Origin of the sequence: Nitrospina watsonii (assembly GCF_946900835.1) — a bacterium.
Lineage (GTDB): Bacteria > Nitrospinota > Nitrospinia > Nitrospinales > Nitrospinaceae > Nitrospina > Nitrospina watsonii.
Genome location: NZ_OX336137.1, coordinates 1789226 through 1807692 on the forward strand (window position 1 = coordinate 1789226; position 18467 = coordinate 1807692).

The following is an 18467-nucleotide window of genomic DNA, read 5'->3' on the forward strand; positions in this document are numbered from 1 at the left end:
CCCTATTCACAACTGCGTAATAATATCAGGAAATCTCTAAATTTTGACATGAATTACGGCAAAGGCCCGATGTCATCGTCCTCGTCCTCATCGTCTTCTGCCGGTGCACTTCTAATTTTGCGGAAATCAATCCAAATATCGAACAATCCCAGTCCACCTACCAGGCCTACCAGCATGGGTTGCATGAAAATCAACGCAAACCCGAGAAACCAGAAAACCTTCGGGATGTTCTTCGCTTTTAAAATATGCAGGAAGATCGCCAGCCCCTGCAGAAAATACAGTCCGCCCAGAACGATGAACAGGTTCAACCCCAGGGCGCGCAGATAGCCGTCGGCCAGCACCGCCAGTCCGGTTCCGATAATGAAGAACCACACCCAGTTGTCCGGGATCAGCAACCGCGTCAGGTCGGCGTCTTCAAACAGGCCGCCCACCTGGTAAAACCGGAGCCACAGCCAGCGCACCAACAGGTAATTCAGCGTCGTCGCGAACAGGGAACCGATGATCAGCAGCGCCGGGAACGACATGGCAAACAGGTGCGTCACCCGTTCGGCCATCTCCTGCAAAACCTTTTTGTCTTCCGGCTTGTCCTCGATGCCTTCCAGCGACTCGATGTACTGGTCCGCGCCTTTGCGGAACTCCTGCTCGAACACCTCGGTCAGCGACATCTCCTGTCCCGCCGAGATGGTCACGATCATCAGCGAGGACAGCACGATCGACCCCATCGCTGCAAACAGCACACAGCGTTGAAAGGGGAACCGCAGACGGGTGGTCTCGCCCAGAATCGCCGCCACCACCGCATACTCGGTAACGTACAGGATCGCCTGCTTGATCCCGACCAGCATCAACACCGCCATGAACACCAGGGCGATGGAGACCAGCCCAATCGGCTTGCCGTAACGCAGGTAAATGAGGATCAGCGGAACGGGAACGAATATGCCCGCCACCACACCCAGCGGCGGAACCAGCATGCCCAATGCCAGGATGACCAGAAGAATCCCGAAGGGCAGGAACACATCCCTGGGTTGCAACGGGTCGTTCAAATCAATGCTCGACGGTGAACGGCAGCAGGGCGATGTTGCGAGCTCTCTTGATGGCGGTCGTCAACTGCCGCTGGTGCCGGGCGCAGTTGCCGGAAATCCGCGACGGAACGATCTTGCCCCGCTCGGAGATCAGCGGCTTCAACAGCTTGATGTCGTAAAAATCGATGTGCTCGATTTTCTCGGCACAAAACCGGCAGATTTTCTGTGAAAAAAAAGCGCGTTTTTTTGGTTTGTTCATGATTTAAAAAACCTCAGTTTCCTTTTTATTCGAATGTCATTATTCAGAACGGAATATCGTCTTTGACGTTCATGCCATCTTCTTCCTCGTAGCTGTCCATGCTGCGGCCGCCTCCGCCACCGCCGCCGGGCTTGCCGAGGAATTGAACGTTGTTGGCCACCACGTCCAGCTTGTTGCGCTTCTGGCCGTCGTCGGTTTCCCAGGAACGGAACTGCAAGCGGCCTTCGATCATCACCTGGCTGCCTTTATTGAGGTACTCCACGCAGTTTTCGCCCTGTTTGCCCCAGACCGTGATGTCCACGAAGCAAACTTCTTCCTTATTTTCGTTGCCCGCCTTGTAACGGCGGTTGACCGCCAGGCCAAAGCTGGCCACGCCGGCGCCGCTCGGGGTGTAACGCAACTCCGGATCGCGGGTCAGGTTGCCCAACAAAAATACTTTATTCACACTGGCCATAGAAGAACTCCTTCCAATCGATTGAAGAACGTGGAGGGCTTAAGCTCAGGAAGCGGCCGGGGCAGGCTCTTTTTTGTCCGACTCTTTCTTGTCCGACTCTTTCTTGTCCGACTCTTCTTTACCGGAAGCCTTCGACTCCTCAGTGCCTTCCTCGCCGGTATCCGTTCCCCGGTTCATGGCTCGCTCCAGGTCCTTTTCGTCGATCACGATCACCAGAAATTTGATGATGAGATCCATGAGCTTGTATTCTTTTTCCAGAGCGGGAACTTGTGCGGCATCACAGGTGTGATACATATTGAGGTAGTAGCCGAACTTGTTCTTCTTGACTTTGTAGGCAAGGCGCTTTTTGCCCCATCGTTCCAGCTTCAGCACGTCGCCGCTGAACTTCTGGAGGAGCGCGGTGATTTTTTCAACAGCCTGATCGACGTGGCTTTCGTCGAGATCAGGTTTCAGAATCAGGACAGACTGATAGGTACGCAAGCAGTGACCTCCTCATGAGTTATAGCCCCGGCACATACCGGAGCGAGGGTCGGGGTGAGATAAAATTTATGCCATACTGTCATAACAAGGTGCTGAAAGCAAGGGGAAAACCCGCACTGTCGCCTCCTGGAGGGCGTACCATGGGATTCACAAATACAAGGGGTTCGGCGATGTGGCTGGGGGTTTTTGCCGGGCTTCTGGGGTGGCTGGGCGGCTGCAATTTTTCCATGCCGGAACCGCCTCCCGACGTGTTCTCCCGGTACAACACGCTGAAAGTGGGTTGGGGACCGGTTTTTCTCGCTCACGGTGACTTCAACCGCGATGGCAATGCCGATCTGGTGGTGGCCAACTCCAAGGACCACAGCCTGAGCTTCCTGTTCGGCAAGGGCGATGGCACCTTCCAGCCCGCACAGGATCTGAAAGTACCGGTCGAGCCTTCCTTCATCGTGGTCACCGACCTCAATCACGACGAAAACCCCGACCTGATCTTCAACAGCGAAGGCAACCAGACGTTCCAGGTCCTGCTCGGGAAAGGCCAGGGAACCTTCCAGCCGATGTGGTCGGTGCCGACGGGCCCTGTTCCGCTGGCCCTGATCGTCGGCGATTTCAATGCCGACGGCCACAAGGATGTGGCGGTGACGCTGACTTTCAGCAAGGTGGAAATCCACTTCGGCAACGGCGACGGCGGTTTCAAACGCGGCGAGACCTACGAGACCGGCTCGCGCTCGATCTCCGGCGTGGCGGGCGATTTCAATGACGACGGGCACGAGGACCTCCTGCTCGCCGTGCAATCCAGCAATTCCAGTTCGATCCGCTTTTTCTCCGGCAACTCCGGCGGCACCCTTCGTCTGACCGGGCGCTTCGCCGAGGACCTGCGTTGTCTCACGCTGTTGAAGGAAGATATGAACGGCGACGGTCTCTATGACCTGGTCGCCACCTCCGCCAAGGGCGACAACCTGTATTACATTCCGATGGGGACCAATGGAAAATTCGGCAGGCCGGTGTCCTTTTCCGGCGGCGGCGGGCCGATCTCCCTGGCCGTCGGCGATTTCGACGGCGACCATCATAAGGACGTGGTGGTCGCCAACTCACGCAGCAGTTCGTTCTCCCTCATCACCCGCCATCCCAACGGCGCGTTCCGTTTTCCGGTGCGCGATTACGTGACCGGCAGCACCCCCCTGGCCATCGTCAGCACCGATTTCAACAACGACGGGCTCTCCGATGTCGCCGTCGCCAGCAATACCGAAGGCACGGTCGATATTTTCCTGGGACGGCGCGTCATGAAATGAAGCGGGGCGTCACCGCGCGAACTGCGGCGCGGTGGGGAGCTTGCGCCAGTCGTTGAAGCGGTAAAAAATATTGCCGCCTTTGACGGGATAGATTTTTTTGTACTCCTCGCTGCCATCGGGCTTGTCTTCGACAATGACGATCTTCTTGTCCAGCAGCAGCGTCGATTTTCCCGCGAACAAGAACGTATAAGGCTGGTCGGCGGCGATGAGGCGGTGCAGTTGGTGCGTCATCCTCTGCTGCACGTCCTGGTCGTATTCGCGGCGGATGGCGACGATCAGGCGGTCGGCTTCCGGGTTCTTATAGCCGACAAAATTGAGTTGTTTGGGGTGGGCCTGGCTGGAATGCCAGAGTTGAAACAGGTCGGGATCGAAGCCCATGGCCCATCCCAGGATCAAGGCGTCGAATTTCTGCGCGTTGACGAAATCTTTCAGGAACACCGCCCATTCGAACAACTGCGTGTTGCACTTGATGCCCAGCTTGCGCCAGTTGTTCTGCACGATGGTCATGATGTTTTTGCGGATGGGATTGCCGTGGTTGGTGATGAGGTTGAACTCGAACACCTTGCCATCCTTCTCCAGCCAGCCATCGGCGTTTTTCTTCCAACCCAGATCATTCAATATTTTCAGGGCGCCTTCGGGATCGTGCGGAATCGGTTCCACCGATTCGTCGTACCACTGGGTGGATTTGGAAAAAGGCCCCGTCACCCGCTCCGCCTGGTTGTACATGACGTGCTTGATGATCTTGTCCACGTCGATGGCCATGCCCAGCGCCGTGCGCACTCGTGGGTCGGCAAACAGCGGCTTACGCAGGTTGTAGCCAATGTAAGAATAATTATTGCCGACCGTAGAAATGCTGTGGAAATTGGGATCGTCCTTGAGCCGGGCCACCTGGTGGGGCTGAACCCCGTAATTGTCCGCCGCCCCGGCGTAAAACTCCATCTCCTGCGTGATCATGTCCGGAATGATGCGCATGATGAACTCGTGGTACTCCGGCGGCCCTTCCCAGTATTGCTCGTTGCGCGTCAGGCGGATTTCCACGTCGCCCTCCCACTTTTGAAACACAAAGGGGCCGGTGCCGATCGGGTGGCGGTTGAAATCGCTGTCGCGCATCGACACTTCTTTGCCCGGCTTCACGGGTTTGCCCGCAGCGGCTGCTTCCTGCCTGAGGGTTTTCTGATTCAACAGGTGTTCGGGCAGGATGCCCATCATCCAGGAAGTGATGGCAGGCGAGAACAACCGTTTGTACACGAACTGGATTTGATGCGGCCCCAGCACTTCCGCGCGCTTCACCGGTTCGTAGTCCGAGGTACGCGGCGAGGCGTTGAGCGGGTTCATGATCGACTGGTACGTGAACAGCACGTCGCCGGAATCGAATTCGTGCCCGTCGTGGAAACGCACGCCTTTGCGAAGATCGAACCGGATGACCGGATTGTGTTCCACCACCGGCAGGATGTCCGCGTACTGCTCGGCGAGGCGCTCCTTCTCGGCCGGATCGTCAGCCCGGATGAACCGCGCATGCGGAAAGTGTGCAAACAAGGCATCCCCAAATAGCTTTTCCAGCGGATCGAAAAAATGCTGGTCCACATTCTTCAACTTGAAGTGAAGACGCGCCGGGCGTTGCAGCCGGTAGGCCACATCGATCTGTTTGGGGAATCCGTTTTGCAGCACCGGCTTGCCGTCCGCGTCCCGTTCCGGCAGCTTCACCGCAGCATCGATCTGCTCGGCGGGCTGCACGGTGATGGACTGGACGTTGCTCCACCACTCCTTTTGATTGGAAAGGCGTTCGCGAATATAACGAATCCAGTCGTCCGGCGTTTTCAGCACGCGGCCTCCGGCGCGGAAGTCCGGCAGCGTTTGCAGGTACGCATCTTCAAAAAGGATCCAGTCCGTCGCCAGACGGCCCCGCAGGTTGAGCTGGTCGTCGTAATCGATCAGTCCGTCGAACACAAGTTCGTTGATGCGGGAGCTTGCGGTGTCGGCGCTCAGGATGGGATTGAGGATCTGCGCATCGCCGATGGACGTTTCGATGAACTGGCGCAGGCGATCGGGATTGCCCGCGCCCTGCCGGTCATACGTGGGCACCCAGAAAAACGATTGCAGGAGCAACAGCGTCACCAGCAAAGGCAAAAAGATCAGAATGCGTTTGGTCCACATGCGGCGGGCTCGTTTGAGATAATGAAATAAAAGGTAGCTATTCCCCAGTCTTTCTTATAGGATTATACATAGAGTGCTTCCGAAATTAAAAACCGGATCGACCGCACACCGTTTTTGGATCCGGCTTCCCGCTTGACAAAATTCCAGAATCGGTATATTCACTCAGTTACCTGAAAACACTCAGGCATCCTTTTGTATTATTGCGGGGTGGAGCAGTCCGGTAGCTCGTTGGGCTCATAACCCAAAGGTCGCAGGTTCAAATCCTGTCCCCGCTACCAAATAGAAAAGGAGCAAGGAGAATATTTCCTTGCTCCTTTATTTTTTAAGCACCTCTTGGGACCGAAAGTACGCTGGGAAGACCCCCATACGCCTTGCCGTCTCTTTGTTCCCTCGTTCCCTTGGGTGAGAATCTGCATGAAACGGGTGCAGACCATGCCAGAGGCTTTTTCCGAAATTCAGGAAGCTGATCTGGCACGCAGGGATTGACCGCCCTGAAAAATATTGCTAACTTGCTTAGAAATAATAGGTTAGTGACCACCCAACAAGGAAGCCCCGTTGCTCCAGCAACTGGGGGCGCTTCCTGTTTTTCAATACCGGGGTTTCCCAACAAAAAAAATCACAAAAGGGATTGAAATTTTAATTTCGGGAGTTTAAGGTAAGGCCTGCGTTTCTACGTAAGCTGGGACCCGCTACCCTATTGAAAAATTTAAATTCCTCCTTTTATTACAGGGAATATTCTTCGGTTATAAATTTTTTCTATCTAACTTAACCACTAGAGGAAGACAGCCGATGGCAACAATCATTACTGATGAATGTATTAACTGTGGAGTTTGCGAGCCGGAATGCCCCAACGCCGCAATCGACGATGGCACCAAGGGTGGAATCGATTTTTACTACATCGACCCCGAACTGTGTACCGAGTGTGTTGGATTCCATGGCGAGGAAGCCTGCCAGGAAGTATGTCCGGTTGACTGCTGCATTCCGGACCCCGACCGCCGCGAGTCGGAACAGCTGCTGCTGGAGCGAGCTCAGCAGATCCACCCGGATCAGACGTTCCCGGGTCTCGATGAACTGACTGCGGAGACCTCTTTGTTCCACAATCCGGACCGCAAGAACGCCCATCTGGATCAGTAATCCATTCAAACAAGTCAAAACGGCCCGGGCGTTATGCCCGGGCCGTTTTTTTTGTTCACAGGTTTTCAAATTCCATCCCCAACAGGTAACGCAACCCCATCCAGGCAAAGGCGATGAGATCGCGCACCACCAGGTAACCAACGATCCCAAGCGCGAGCAACAGCCCGGCGGCGGCTTTTTTCTTTTCGGGTTGGGAGGTGTCCAGCAGCTTCCAGGGAAGATGATCCAGTACCAGCCCCAAACCCACCCACACAACCAACACCAGCACGATTCCGCCCACGGCCCAATGGAAGATCGAAGGGGACGCGGGCACAAAAAACTCCTGAGTGGAAGGGGTCGGGCGGTCTAATTGAAAACGTTCTTATCCAGTTCTAAATGGCGTTCGGCCACATAGCGCAGGCTGTCTTCTCCATGCACCTTGATGTGGTACCAGGGCTGGTCTTTGGGGGGATTGCTGCGCGCCATGGTCTGGTACCACTCTTCGGAGAGTTGGAACACCGCATCCACACCCAGCACCACGCCATGGTAGTCGTACAGCTTGTGATGGATCATCTGGCCGATACAGTATTTGGGTTGGGATTTATTCATGATGCCTTGGCGTTGGATCGTCTTATTCAATGAAAAAAGCGTGGGCCATGCCCACGCTTGTTTTTCACGAGTGGCACGGCCTCAGATAAACATTTTGACCGTTTCATCAACTTCCTCCGGAACTTCCTTGCGGATTTTGTCGATGACGTCTTTCGGCACTCCGGCATGCTTGGGCACATCCGGCAGCAACTGCGGCACGGCGGGTTCCCCGCTGTTGCCGATCTTCAGAAAATAAATCATGATGTCGGACATGTTGAGGATGCAACAGTCGCGACGCACTTCGGGATCGCTGACTTCCAGTGGGAAGTGATGATGCGTTACCATATCGATCAGGCGTTGCGGCAGTTGCCACTCCATCAACAACAACTGGCAAACCTCCGCATGGCTGAACCCATATGTTTCTTTTTCCACGAGAAACAAATGCTGCTTGGTCTCTTTGCATTTCTCCAGCACCCCTTTGGCCGTTTCGGTCTGCTGCTTCAACGGCAGCAAGGTGCCGATGTCGTGAAGCATGCCCGCCAGATAAAACCGCTCCGGGTTGTCGATACCCACCGCCATTGCCATTTTGCGGGCAGCGATGCCGGTGGCAATGCTGTGCATCCAGAAGGTTTCCATGTTGATCAGATCACGCGGGATGCCCTTGAACTTGCTCACCACCACCGTCGCCAGCGACAAATCCATCAACTGGTCGGTGCCGATAATATTCAATGCGTGATCGATCGTTTCCACTGTGGACGAAAAACCGTAGAACGGACTGTTTACGATTTTCAAAAGCCGGGCAGTCAGTGCAGGGTCGGCGCTGATGATCTGGGAATAGTCGTTGAAGCTGCTTTCAGGGTCGTCCATCGCCTGCTTCAACTGGTAATACAAGACCGGCGGCGACGCCGCCCAGGAACCAATCATGTCCTTGATTTTTGTTGCCAAATCCCCCCCTTTTCGACATCAACTCAAGGTTGAATAACAACAGAATGCGGATAGCTTTAACAAACCGATTTAAGTATTATATGTATTTTTGAGGTGGAACCCAAAAACTTTTTTCTTCGTTGCCTCCGGAATCAAACAACGTCAATCACTCCAATCAAATTTCAGGAACCGGGATATGGATAAACTCGAAGCCGTGCAGCGGGTTCTTCGTTTCAGCAACACCATTCGTGAATGGTGCGAAAAAGAACACAAGGTTTTTTTCGACGATTTTGACAATGAAAATGTTGAAAATTATGAACCCGGTGGGTTGGGCGACCTCGCCGATGCCATCATCGAAGACGGGGTCAACGAAAGCATCCTGGATGAAGAGGACCTGCGGGATTTTCAATAATCCCGTCCGCGCCGCCTCCCGGATATTCCACTCACTGAAGCCTCTCTTCGCGGGGCCTCTTCCGGGCGGCCCCTCCGCCCCCGGCGCCGCAATCAGGCATACAACGACGCCACGTAGTCCCCATAACCGTTGAACTTCTCGGTCGCGTACACGTCCCCGGTACCGATCATTTTTTCCCGCTGCTGCGACCAGCGTGGATGTGGCACGGCCGGGTCCACATTGGAGACGAACCCGTATTCCTGCGGCACCAGCGTGTTCCAGAACGTCTTCGGCTGCTCCGCCACCAGCTCGATCTTGGTCACCGACTTGATGCTTTTGTAACCGTATTTCCAGGGCGTCACCACGCGGATGCCGGCCCCGTGTTGATTCGGCAACACATGGCTATACACGCCCGTTGCCATGAGTGTCAACTCGTTCATCGCCTCTTTGATCGTCAGGCCCTCGGTGTAAGGCCACGGCAGGTGACTCTGCTTCTGTCCCGGCGCCACTTCCGGGTTGAGAAAACTGGTGAAGCGCACATAGCGGGCTCCCGCCTGCGGGTCGGCACGCCGGATCAATTCGCTCAAAGGGAACCCATTCCACGGCACCACCATCGCCCAGGTCTCCACGCAACGATGACGGTACACACGTTCCTCCAGCGGCATGGTATTGATCAGATCGTCCACGTCGTAGGTTTTCGGATGGTTCACCAATCCGGACACCTCCACCTGCCAGGGCCGCGGCTGGAATTCATTCACCAGCCGCCACACACCCTCTTTGACGGAGGTGAACTCATAAAAATTATTGTACTTGAGCGCCACAGCCTCATCGGTCATGGGCCGGGTGAACGCATACGCCGGATTGCGTTTCAGGCCGTCGATCGGAGTGAATGTTGGCATGGCTTCGGGTTGGGAGTCGCCCAGCAGGCGGCCCAGCCAGCTCGACTCGGCCCAGGCCGGACCAGGGACCAGCGCGCCGCCGATGGCCAGGCCCGCCGCCGCCATTCCTTGTATGAAATCCCGGCGATTGTAAAAAAAATGCTCCGGGGTGATGTCCCGTTCGTTTTCGTTCCAGTCGGGAGGGATGTATAAATGGCTCATAAAAAAAATCCTTTCGTTGCGCCCCCGGAAGCACTCCCGGGAACGATACACGCCCCATTCTCCATTCATTATAGACCTTCAAAATCAGAAAATCCTTGAGAGTTTCAGGGGTTTCGCATACATTGGTTTGACTTGCGGAAACAGGCCCATCCCTGCTTTCGCTCCCATTTGCCTGACTGTTGGTCGTTTATGAAGCCTGAAGATTTCACATTATTCAGCGGCGGCGTCAAAGGCGCGGAAGCCGAGTTCGGTGCCAATGCCGAACGGCTGGGCATGGAAGAAGTCCACTTCACCTTCGAAGGCCACAAAATTGTCCGCAAACGCGGCGTCCGCTTTCTCACCCAGGATGAACTCAAGCACGGCGACGTCAGCCTGGCCTATGTCTCCAAACTCATGAACCGCAAGTACAGCGACGGCCCGCTGTTCCGCAAAATCCTGCAGAGCATCTGGCACATGGCCAATCACGCAGGCGAAGTGTTTGTGGTCGGTCACATCCTGGAAGACAAAACCGTCAAAGGGGGTACCGGCTGGAGCGCGGAGCTGGCCAAGCTGTTCAACAAACCGCTTTACGTGTTCGACCAGGATCAGGAACAGTGGTTCAAGTGGAACAATCAGAGCTGGAAAAAGACCACGCCGAAAATCCACAATAAAAATTTTGCCGGAACGGGCACGCGCTTTTTAAACACTGCGGGCAAGCAGGCCATCGCCGACCTGTTCGATCACTCCTTCTCTAAATAATCCGACGCTTTTTCTTCATTTTCCCGCCGATTCCGTTGGGTGCCCTGCTCTCCTTCCATCACCCCGTCATTTTTCTCCAAATATTTGATTTACTGAGTTCCTTCCCTTACTCTAAATCAATGGAATAAATTCTTTCCAGTTCCCATCATTCATTCAAAAAAACGGAGGGGCGGCATGTCAACGACCACGGTCGTGATTTTGGGAATCCTGGGTTTCGGTCTATTGGGGATCATCGGCTACTTCATCATGATCTACAATGGCCTGATTTCTCTCAAGGAAAACATCAAAAAATCATGGGCCAACATCGACGTCATCCTGAAACAGCGTTACGATGAAATTCCCAAACTGATTTCCGTTTGCGAAAGCTATGCACAGTTCGAGAAAGGCATGCTCGACCGCCTGCTCAAAGCGCGGGAAAACTATGTGCGCGCCGACGGGGTGAAGGAAAAATCCAAGGCCAGCAACCAGATCAGCCAGGCGCTGCGCAGTGTGTTCGCCCTCGCCGAGAATTACCCCGATCTCAAAGCCAACGAAAACTTCATGCAGTTGCAGAACCGCATTTCACATTTGGAAGAAACCCTGGCGGACCGGCGCGAGTTCTTCAACGACAGCGTCAACAATTACAACATCCGTATCCAGCAGATCCCGGACGTGTTCGTGGCTGGCATGCTGAGCTACCGGCAGGAAGAAATGTTTGAGGTGGCCGAAGAAGAACGGCGCGACGTGAAGGTCAACATCAAACTCCCCAACTTCGACTGACCTCAATCCCTAGCTTCCCCAGGAGAACGAAGTGCCAGACCTGTCGAAAGATGAACTGGAAATCATCTTCCTTTCGTTGATCGGTGCGATCATCGGTCTTTACCTGTTCTACGCTGGGTTCCGGGAACTGCAAATCAAACGCATCATCCAGAACACGCCCACCTCGAAAATCAATACCGGCGCCGTCGGCACCAACGTCGAGGTCAAGGGACGAATCATCGCCGAGAAAGACAAGATCGTGCGCGCGCCCATCAGCGGCAGGCCCTGCGCCCTCTTCAACATCGAAATCCAGAAATGGCAACGCGACCGCAAGTCCGGATTCAGCCGCAACCGTTCGCTGTTCAGCCTTGGGGAACGGCGCGGCTGGCAACGCGGCCGTTGGGTGACCATCGCCAGCTTCTTTTCCGATGCCGGCTTTTATGTCGATGACGACAGTGGTGCCAACGCCATGGTGCTGGTGGAGGGGGCCACCGTCAACCGCAGCGGCACCACCCAGGATTACGAATGCTCCTCCAACGAATTTTCCACCATGGACCCGGATCTCTATGCGGTGCTTGATCAAAATAAACGGAAGATCCGATCCTTCAAGCTGAAAGATTCTTCCTGGCTGTTGTCCAACGACTATCGCTTTCGCGAATGGTGTTTCGTGCCAGGAGAAGAAGTGTTCGTGCTGGGTTACGCGGACTCCAACCTGAAGCTGGCGCGTCCCAAAAAGGCGGGGGTGAAGTTTTTTCTGGAAGCAAAAAAACTGATCCGTAAAAACAAAGAGCTGCAGAAACGACTGGACACCAACCAGGACGGCAAACTCGATTACTACGAATTGGAGCGTGGCGCCCAGGCCGTCGCCAAAAAGCTGTCCGCCCGCTACAGCAAACAAAAATTGGAAGAACTCGCCGCAAAAACCAAAATGGTGTTTCGCAAAGAAAGCAAGCATCCCTTCGTGCTCAGCAACCGCCACGAAGACAACCTCGTCTCCCACATGGGCCGCTGGGCCACGGTCAAAATCTGGGGCGGCCCGATAATCACCATCGGAGCCGGAGCCTATTTCTTTTCTTCTTTTTTTATTTAAACCGTTCCGCGCAGGAAGTGCCGGATTGCGCCCGGTTTCATTCAGGTTGGTTTGACGGTGCCGGAACGGCGGCGCACCCACAGCACGATCGACAGGGCCAGGATGAACAGGCCGATGAACTGCGAAGTCGAGAGCATTTCGGGCACGGCATAACCGCGATCGTCGCCGCGGTAAAACTCGATGATGAAGCGGCCGATCGAGTACAGGATGCCGTAGGCGAGGATCACCTGTCCGTCGAATTGTTTACGCTTCTGCAACCACAACAGCACGCCGAAAATAATCAGCGCGTTCAACGACAGGTAAATCTGCGTGGGGTGCAGCGCCACGTTCAGCGGCGCCAGCGAGTCCAGATTGGTGAAGGTGATCGCCCACGGCGCATCGGTCCGCACCCCGTAACAGCAGCCCGCGAAAAAACAGCCCCAGCGCCCGATAGCCTGGCCGATGGCGATAGACGGGGCCAGCACGTCCGCCGTTTTCCAGAACGGCAACTTGAATTTACGCATGAAGAACCAGGCCGCACCCACCGCGCCCATCAGCCCTCCATAATAAACCAGGCCCCCTTTCCAGAACTTCAGGATCTCCACCGGATTCGACATGAAGTAACGGTACTCCACCACCACGTACAAAAGCCGGCCGCCCAGAATGGATGCGATCAGCAGGTAGAAGCAGAGGTCGAGAATCTTCTGGGCGTCGAGCCCGTCTTTTTCTCCCTGCCGTGCGGCCAGCACGATGCCGACAAAAAATCCCGTTGCCACCAGCAGTCCGTAGGTGAAGATTTTGACGATACCGAATTCAAGCAGAATGGGATGCACGGCAGCCCTCCCTATCAGGCGGGTTCAGAAGAAGAATCTTGCGGTCGTTGCGGCGCGGTGCCATCCCTGATTATATCAATGAACATGAACACCACGCCAATGGTTATGCAGGAGTCGGCCACATTGAAAGCGGGCCAGTGGTAGCTGCCAAAGTGGAAATCCAGGAAATCGATCACTTCCTGATAAAGAATGCGATCGATGAGGTTGCCGATGGCGCCGCTGAAAATCAGGATCAATCCAATCAGCGCCGTCTTCTTGCTGTTCGGCGTTTCATGAAAGAACACGAGGATGGCGATGATGGCGATGCCGGAGAACACGATGAACAAGGTCGCCTTCATCTCCAGATCGCTGTCGGCAAACAAACCGAACGCCACGCCGGGATTGCGGATGTGAGTCAGGTTGAAAAAGTTGTCGATGATGCGGATCGACACGTTCTGCGGAATGTGAAGAGCCACGAGAAACTTCGTGAACTGATCGAGAATGATCAGGATATTGGAAAATAAAAACAACTGGAGGTATTTATTCTTCAAGAGAAACTCAGGCTTTGGCGGATTCCAGATTGCCCGCACAGCGTTTGCAAATGGCAGGATGGTCTTCCGACGCTTCCGCTTCGACAAAATAGTTCCAACATCGTTCACACTTTTTCCCCGGAGCCAAGGCCACGCCGATCTTCAATCCTTCGATCACGTCGCTCTGGTAGGCGGCCCCGTCCAACTGGCCGACCAATTTCACCTGCGAAACGATGAAGATGAATTTCAGGGCATCGCGTTCGCTTTCCAGAAACGATTTCATGGACTCCGGCGCCGCGATCTGCACCGTGGCATCCAGAGAATGCCCAATCACTTTGTCGCGGCGCTGCAACTCAAGCGCCTTGCTGACCTCACCCTTCAGCTCCTTGATGCGCTCCCACTTCGCCGCCAGCTCGTCCGAAAACGTGACGCCGGACAAATCCGGAAACGCACTCAGGTGCACGCTGTCCGTTTTAGCGCCCTCGTCGGGCATGTACTTCCACACCTCCTCCGCGGTGAAGCTGAGGATCGGCGCCATCAGTTGCGCCATGCCCTGCAACAGATCGTACATGGCAGTCTGGCCGGAGCGGCGTCCCTTCGAGGTCTTGGGATAGGTATAGAGGCGGTCTTTCAGGATATCCAGATAAAACGCGCTCAGGTCCACAATGCAGAAATTATAAAACGTGTGGTAGAACACGTGGAACTCATACTCCTCAAACGCCTGTTGGATGCGTTCGTTCACCTTCTTGAACCGGTAGAGGATGTAATGATCGATTTCTTCCATTTCGTCAATCGGCACGCGGTCGGTTTTCGGATCGAAGTCGCTCAGGTTGCCGAGCAGAAACCGGAACGTGTTGCGGATCTTCCGGTAAGCCTCGGTGAGGCGTTTTAGAATCTCGTCCGAAATGCGGATGTCCTCACGATAGTTTTCCGACGCCACCCACAACCGCAGGATTTCCGCGCCGTACTGGTCGATGATCTTCTGCGGCGCGATGACGTTGCCCGCCGACTTCGACATCTTTTTGCCCTTGCCGTCCACCACGTAGCCGTGCGTCAGCACCGTCTTGTAAGGAGCCGCGCCGCGTGTCGCCACCGCTTCCAGCAGCGAACTGTGGAACCAGCCGCGATGCTGGTCGCTGCCTTCGAGATACAGATCCGCCGGCCAATGCAGGTCCGGGTCCGGTTCCAGCACCGCCGCGTGACTGACGCCGGAATCGAACCACACGTCGAGGATGTCCATTTCCTTTTTGAATTCCGTCGAGCCGCAGGAACACGTGGTGCCCGCAGGCATCAACTCCTTCACATCTTTTTCGAACCAGCAGTCCGCGCCTTGCTGCTCCACCAGCGCGATGACGGGTTCATAAACTTTTTTGTCGGTGATCGTCTCCTCACACTGCACGCAGGTGAACACCGTGATCGGCACGCCCCACGCGCGTTGCCGCGACACACACCAGTCGGGCCGGTTCTCGATCATGCCGTGAATGCGCTCGCGGCCCCAGTGCGGCACCCAGCGCGTCTTGTCTATCTCCGCCAGCGCCTTCTGCCGAAGCCCCTGATCGTCCATGGAGATGAACCACTGCGCCGTAGCGCGGAAGATGATCGGCGTGCGGCAGCGCCAGCAGTGCGGATACGAATGATCGACACGGCTCTGATGGACGAGCTGACCCAGTTCTTCCAGTTTCTTGATGATTTCCGCATTGGCCTTCATCACGAACTGACCGGCGAAAAATTCGACTTCTGGCTTGAACACGCCGCCGTCGTCCACCGGGTTGTAGGTATCCAGACCGTACTTGAGACCGACGATGTAATCCTCCTGTCCATGACCGGGCGCGGTGTGCACGCAACCGGTGCCCTGCTCCAACGTGACGTGGTCGCCCAGGATCACCGGCGACTCGCGGTCGATGAACGGATGCTGGCAGACGACACCTTCCAGATCCTTGCCCGCGCATTGGCCGAGCACCTTGTAATCGGTCACGTCCCATTCGAGGATCAACGCCGACAATCGCTCCGCCGCCACCACGTACTGCTCGCCTTTGATCTCGACGGCGGTGTACTCAAAATCCGGGTGCAGGCAGACCGCCAGGTTGGCGGGCAGCGTCCACGGCGTGGTGGTCCAGATGACAAACGACGCCTTCTTTTCGTCCACGCCGTCGATCTGGCTCTTCCATCCCGACTTGACCGGGAACTTGACATAGATCGAAGGCGAGTTGTGGTCGGCGTATTCCACTTCCGCCTCGGCCAGAGCAGTGCGGCAGTGCGTGCACCAGTGCACGGGCTTGAGCCCTTTGTACACCATCCCCGCTTCGAGGAATTTCAGGAACTCGCGGACGATGGTGCCTTCGTAGCCGAAGTTCATGGTCAGATAGGGCCTCTCCCAATCGGCGAACACACCCAGCCGCTTGAACTCTTCCTTTTGGATGTCAACGAAACGCGCCGCGTACTCCCGGCACAGCTTGCGCACTTCGGACTTCTCCAAATCCTGTTTCTTGCTCTTCAACTCCTTGCCGACCTGGTGCTCGATGGGCAGGCCGTGGCAATCCCACCCCGGCACGAACGACGCATCGAAGCCTTTCATGGTCATGATGCGGACGATGAAATCCTTGAGAATCTTGTTGAGGGCGTGGCCCATGTGGATGTGGCCGTTGGCGTAGGGCGGGCCGTCGTGGAAGACGTACTTCGGGCGGCTGCTTGAGTGCGTGCGCAGCTGCTTGTAAATGTCTCCCGACTCCCACGCATCCAGCATTTCCGGCTCCCTCTTAACGAGGTTGGCCTTCATCGGAAAGTCCGTCTGCGGCAGGTTCAATGTGTCTTTGTATTCCATCTTCGTGTCGCCGTCTCCCGTCTTCATATCAGCTTCATCGCTTCCTTGACTTTATGCATCGTGGCCTGCGCCACCTTGCGCGCCTTTGCTGTGCCTTCATGGAGAATCTCATCGACCTCTTTCGGCTTGGCCGCCAACTGCTGACGCCGCTCCATGAGCGGACGCATGCCCGCCAGCAGCGATTCCGCCAGCAGCGCCTTGCAGTCGCCACACCCGATGCCCGCCGTCCGGCAGTTTTCGTTCACATACGCCTGCTTCTCTTCCGACGAAAACAGCTTGTGGAACGGATACAGGTTGCACACATCCGGGTCGCCCGGATCCTCGCGGCGCAGGCGCTGCGGATCGGTCAGCATCGCCCGGATCTTTTTCGTGATCTCTTTTTCCGAGTCGGCCAGGTAGATGGCGTTGTTGTAGCTCTTGCTCATCTTGCGACCGTCGATGCCGTTCAGCTTCGGCACTTCGCTGATTTTCGCCTCCGGCTCGATCAACACCTTCTTCTTGTAAAAATGCTGGAAGCGGCGCACGATCTCGCGCGACAACTCCAAATGCGGGGCCTGATCGATGCCCACCGGCACGTAGTGCGCGTTGTACAGCACGATGTCCGCTGTCTGCAAAACCGGGTAGCCGAGAAAACCGTAGGAACTCATGTCCACGTTCTTCACTTCCTGCTGCTTTTCCTTATAAGTCGGGTTGCGCTCCAGCCACGACACCGGCACGATCATCGACAGGATCAGGTGCAGCTCGGTGTGTTCCGGGATGCGCGACTGCACGAACAGCGTGCATTTTTCAGGATCGAGTCCCGCCGCCAGCCAGTCGATCGCCACCTCGCGGGTGAACTGCTTGATCTGGCCGGGGTTCTCGTACAGCGTGGTCAGCGAATGCCAGTCGGCGATGAAATAAAAACACTCGTACTCATCCTGCAGGGAGACCCAGTTTTTCAACGCCCCGAAGTAATTGCCCAGATGGAGCAGGCCGGAAGGCTGCATGCCGCTCAAAATGCGTTTTTTCGACATCAATCTGAATTTTTATAAGGATTAAAGAAAGCGAATGACCTGTTTTACATAGGGAAACGCTTCCTGAGTGAAAAACTCTACCATAAACCCCATGGGGAGTCTAAGAATACCCAAAATTATCCCCGTCTGTGCAAAATAATCCAACAGAAACACGCCGAGCAGGACGAATCCGCTGTACCGATCGAACACCGCCAGCTTCGCCGCCATGTCCTGCGACACCAGCCCCTTCAGCACGCTCGCCCCATCCAGCGGAAAGATCGGCAACAGGTTGAAGATCGCCAGCGCCACATTGATGTACAGGGCATAGCACAGCATGACGAACAGGAAGATGTTCTGCTCCGGCGGCGTGACCCGCACCAGGAACCCGAAGATCAGGGCGAGGATCAGGTTGGAAGCCGGACCCGCCGCGGCGACGTACATCATGTCGCGGTGCGGGTTCTCGAAATTGCGCCCGTTCACCGGCACCGGCTTGGCCCAGCCGAAACCGAGGAAGTAGAAGCAGAGGACGCCGAAGATATCGAGATGCTTGATCGGGTTGAAGGTCAATCGGCCGAGCCGCTTCGCCGTGTTGTCGCCTAAAAAATAGGCCACCCGGCCGTGGGAGTACTCATGCACCGTCAGCGAAAACAGGATAATGACGGTGAACGTGATATAAAACTGCATGCTCGACACAAAAACACCTCAAAGGATACGGGACTGCCGGAGATTCCATGCGGCACGCGGGGAAGGGTCCGGTAGGGGGTTTTTCGACCGAAAGCCGGACAAACAGGCTCTATCATCGATTTTAGCCTATTTTTTTCAAGCTTCTCAAATTTAATCCGGGCAGACGGCCCGGGGCGTCTATGCCGTCCGGTCTTTTCACACGCACCCCAGGCCGCTTACGCCGAGTAACGCAGGCGTCCCGCACCCACTTCGTTCCAATTATTCCCAGCCCGGCCTCAAGCCTTTGGGTTTTTAGCCGTTATAGAAGAGCGG

Annotated in this window: 20 protein-coding genes and 1 tRNA gene; 7 read left to right on the forward strand and 14 right to left on the reverse strand. The window is 55.6% G+C overall.

What is annotated here, in order from left to right:
- Positions 1 to 53 precede the first annotated feature (53 nt).
- Genes QML71_RS08255 through rpsF form a run of 4 tightly spaced genes read right to left on the reverse strand, consistent with a single transcriptional unit; the run spans position 54 to position 2212 of the window.
- Positions 54 to 1040 carry a DUF2232 domain-containing protein gene (locus QML71_RS08255; RefSeq protein WP_282011450.1) on the reverse strand — a complete coding sequence of 329 codons (987 nt, stop codon included), beginning with the start codon at positions 1038 to 1040 and terminating at the stop codon, positions 54 to 56.
- A gap of 1 nt (position 1041) precedes the next feature.
- Positions 1042 to 1278 carry a 30S ribosomal protein S18 gene (gene rpsR, locus QML71_RS08260; RefSeq protein ID WP_005009858.1) on the reverse strand — a complete coding sequence of 79 codons (237 nt, stop codon included), beginning with the start codon at positions 1276 to 1278 and terminating at the stop codon, positions 1042 to 1044.
- 43 nt (positions 1279 to 1321) lie between these two features.
- Entirely contained in the window at positions 1322 to 1732 is a 411-nt protein-coding gene (locus QML71_RS08265) for a single-stranded DNA-binding protein (protein WP_282011451.1), read from the reverse strand.
- Positions 1733 to 1777: 45 nt separating this feature from the next.
- Entirely contained in the window at positions 1778 to 2212 is a 435-nt protein-coding gene (rpsF, locus tag QML71_RS08270; RefSeq protein ID WP_282011452.1) for a 30S ribosomal protein S6, read from the reverse strand.
- A 140-nt stretch (positions 2213 to 2352) separates the two neighbouring features.
- On the opposite strand from rpsF, the gene QML71_RS08275 reads away from it, so the two are divergent.
- Positions 2353 to 3501 (forward strand): FG-GAP repeat domain-containing protein, encoded by a 1149-nt coding sequence (locus QML71_RS08275; RefSeq protein ID WP_282011453.1) that lies wholly within the window; start codon positions 2353 to 2355, stop codon positions 3499 to 3501.
- A gap of 9 nt (positions 3502 to 3510) precedes the next feature.
- On the opposite strand, the gene QML71_RS08280 is transcribed toward QML71_RS08275, so the two are convergent.
- Entirely contained in the window at positions 3511 to 5655 is a 2145-nt protein-coding gene (locus QML71_RS08280; RefSeq protein ID WP_282011454.1) for an ABC transporter substrate-binding protein, read from the reverse strand.
- Between the two features lie 201 nt (positions 5656 to 5856).
- On the opposite strand from QML71_RS08280, the gene QML71_RS08285 reads away from it, so the two are divergent.
- Both QML71_RS08285 and QML71_RS08290 read left to right on the forward strand, forming a co-directional pair.
- Positions 5857 to 5933, forward strand: a tRNA-Met gene (locus QML71_RS08285).
- 511 nt (positions 5934 to 6444) lie between these two features.
- Positions 6445 to 6789, forward strand: coding sequence for a YfhL family 4Fe-4S dicluster ferredoxin (locus QML71_RS08290; protein WP_282011455.1), 345 nt, complete (start codon positions 6445 to 6447; stop codon positions 6787 to 6789).
- Positions 6790 to 6844: 55 nt separating this feature from the next.
- Here QML71_RS08290 and QML71_RS08295 read toward each other — a convergent pair whose 3' ends face one another.
- From QML71_RS08295 to QML71_RS08305, 3 genes are all read right to left on the reverse strand, one after another.
- Positions 6845 to 7102, reverse strand: coding sequence for a hypothetical protein (locus tag QML71_RS08295; RefSeq protein ID WP_282011456.1), 258 nt, complete (start codon positions 7100 to 7102; stop codon positions 6845 to 6847).
- Between the two features lie 32 nt (positions 7103 to 7134).
- Positions 7135 to 7377 carry a heat shock protein HspQ gene (hspQ, locus tag QML71_RS08300; RefSeq protein ID WP_282011457.1) on the reverse strand — a complete coding sequence of 81 codons (243 nt, stop codon included), beginning with the start codon at positions 7375 to 7377 and terminating at the stop codon, positions 7135 to 7137.
- A gap of 81 nt (positions 7378 to 7458) precedes the next feature.
- A complete protein-coding gene (locus QML71_RS08305; RefSeq protein WP_282011458.1) occupies positions 7459 to 8301 on the reverse strand; it encodes an HDOD domain-containing protein in 843 nt (280 codons plus the stop codon).
- A 175-nt stretch (positions 8302 to 8476) separates the two neighbouring features.
- Here QML71_RS08305 and QML71_RS08310 point away from each other — a divergent pair, with 175 nt between their 5' ends.
- On the forward strand, positions 8477 to 8692 hold the full coding sequence (locus QML71_RS08310; protein WP_282011459.1) for a hypothetical protein: 216 nt from the start codon (positions 8477 to 8479) through the stop codon (positions 8690 to 8692).
- A gap of 92 nt (positions 8693 to 8784) precedes the next feature.
- Here QML71_RS08310 and msrP read toward each other — a convergent pair whose 3' ends face one another.
- The gene (msrP, locus tag QML71_RS08315; RefSeq protein ID WP_282011460.1) at positions 8785 to 9771 is read right to left on the reverse strand and encodes a protein-methionine-sulfoxide reductase catalytic subunit MsrP; all 987 of its coding nucleotides are present in this window, start codon (positions 9769 to 9771) and stop codon (positions 8785 to 8787) included.
- A gap of 189 nt (positions 9772 to 9960) precedes the next feature.
- Here msrP and QML71_RS08320 point away from each other — a divergent pair, with 189 nt between their 5' ends.
- The 3 genes from QML71_RS08320 (at position 9961) to QML71_RS08330 (ending at position 12337) form a co-directional block, all read left to right on the forward strand.
- Positions 9961 to 10509, forward strand: a complete 549-nt coding sequence (locus tag QML71_RS08320; RefSeq protein ID WP_282011461.1) for a hypothetical protein — start codon at positions 9961 to 9963, stop codon at positions 10507 to 10509.
- 174 nt (positions 10510 to 10683) lie between these two features.
- On the forward strand, positions 10684 to 11268 hold the full coding sequence (locus QML71_RS08325) for a LemA family protein (RefSeq protein WP_282011462.1): 585 nt from the start codon (positions 10684 to 10686) through the stop codon (positions 11266 to 11268).
- Between the two features lie 31 nt (positions 11269 to 11299).
- Positions 11300 to 12337 (forward strand): GIDE domain-containing protein, encoded by a 1038-nt coding sequence (locus tag QML71_RS08330; RefSeq protein ID WP_282011463.1) that lies wholly within the window; start codon positions 11300 to 11302, stop codon positions 12335 to 12337.
- 41 nt (positions 12338 to 12378) lie between these two features.
- Here the strand turns inward: QML71_RS08330 and lgt are convergent, their stop codons facing one another.
- The 5 genes from lgt to QML71_RS08355 are packed head-to-tail and all read right to left on the reverse strand — an operon-like array spanning position 12379 to position 18155.
- Positions 12379 to 13149: a prolipoprotein diacylglyceryl transferase gene (lgt, locus tag QML71_RS08335; RefSeq protein WP_282011464.1), complete on the reverse strand. Its 771-nt coding sequence runs from the start codon at positions 13147 to 13149 to the stop codon at positions 12379 to 12381.
- A 14-nt stretch (positions 13150 to 13163) separates the two neighbouring features.
- Positions 13164 to 13679 carry a signal peptidase II gene (gene lspA, locus QML71_RS08340; RefSeq protein WP_282011465.1) on the reverse strand — a complete coding sequence of 172 codons (516 nt, stop codon included), beginning with the start codon at positions 13677 to 13679 and terminating at the stop codon, positions 13164 to 13166.
- A gap of 7 nt (positions 13680 to 13686) precedes the next feature.
- Entirely contained in the window at positions 13687 to 16479 is a 2793-nt protein-coding gene (gene ileS / locus QML71_RS08345) for an isoleucine--tRNA ligase (protein WP_371832127.1), read from the reverse strand.
- 23 nt (positions 16480 to 16502) lie between these two features.
- Positions 16503 to 17492, reverse strand: a complete 990-nt coding sequence (gene trpS, locus QML71_RS08350) for a tryptophan--tRNA ligase (protein WP_282011467.1) — start codon at positions 17490 to 17492, stop codon at positions 16503 to 16505.
- Positions 17493 to 17513: 21 nt separating this feature from the next.
- On the reverse strand, positions 17514 to 18155 hold the full coding sequence (locus QML71_RS08355) for a site-2 protease family protein (RefSeq protein ID WP_282011468.1): 642 nt from the start codon (positions 18153 to 18155) through the stop codon (positions 17514 to 17516).
- Between the last annotated feature and the right edge of the window lie 312 nt (positions 18156 to 18467).

Coding starts and splice junctions, on each gene's coding strand:
- rpsR (WP_005009858.1), bottom strand. CDS start 1,278: ATGAACAAACCAAAAAAACGCGCTTTTTTTTCACAGAAAATCTGCCGG.
- QML71_RS08265 (WP_282011451.1), bottom strand. CDS start 1,732: ATGGCCAGTGTGAATAAAGTATTTTTGTTGGGCAACCTGACCCGCGAT.
- QML71_RS08275 (WP_282011453.1), top strand. CDS start 2,353: ATGGGATTCACAAATACAAGGGGTTCGGCGATGTGGCTGGGGGTTTTT.
- QML71_RS08280 (WP_282011454.1), bottom strand. CDS start 5,655: ATGTGGACCAAACGCATTCTGATCTTTTTGCCTTTGCTGGTGACGCTG.
- QML71_RS08290 (WP_282011455.1), top strand. CDS start 6,445: ATGGCAACAATCATTACTGATGAATGTATTAACTGTGGAGTTTGCGAG.
- hspQ (WP_282011457.1), bottom strand. CDS start 7,377: ATGAATAAATCCCAACCCAAATACTGTATCGGCCAGATGATCCATCAC.
- QML71_RS08310 (WP_282011459.1), top strand. CDS start 8,477: ATGGATAAACTCGAAGCCGTGCAGCGGGTTCTTCGTTTCAGCAACACC.
- msrP (WP_282011460.1), bottom strand. CDS start 9,771: ATGAGCCATTTATACATCCCTCCCGACTGGAACGAAAACGAACGGGAC.
- QML71_RS08320 (WP_282011461.1), top strand. CDS start 9,961: ATGAAGCCTGAAGATTTCACATTATTCAGCGGCGGCGTCAAAGGCGCG.
- QML71_RS08325 (WP_282011462.1), top strand. CDS start 10,684: ATGTCAACGACCACGGTCGTGATTTTGGGAATCCTGGGTTTCGGTCTA.
- ileS (WP_371832127.1), bottom strand. CDS start 16,479: ATGGAATACAAAGACACATTGAACCTGCCGCAGACGGACTTTCCGATG.
- trpS (WP_282011467.1), bottom strand. CDS start 17,492: ATGTCGAAAAAACGCATTTTGAGCGGCATGCAGCCTTCCGGCCTGCTC.
- QML71_RS08355 (WP_282011468.1), bottom strand. CDS start 18,155: ATGCAGTTTTATATCACGTTCACCGTCATTATCCTGTTTTCGCTGACG.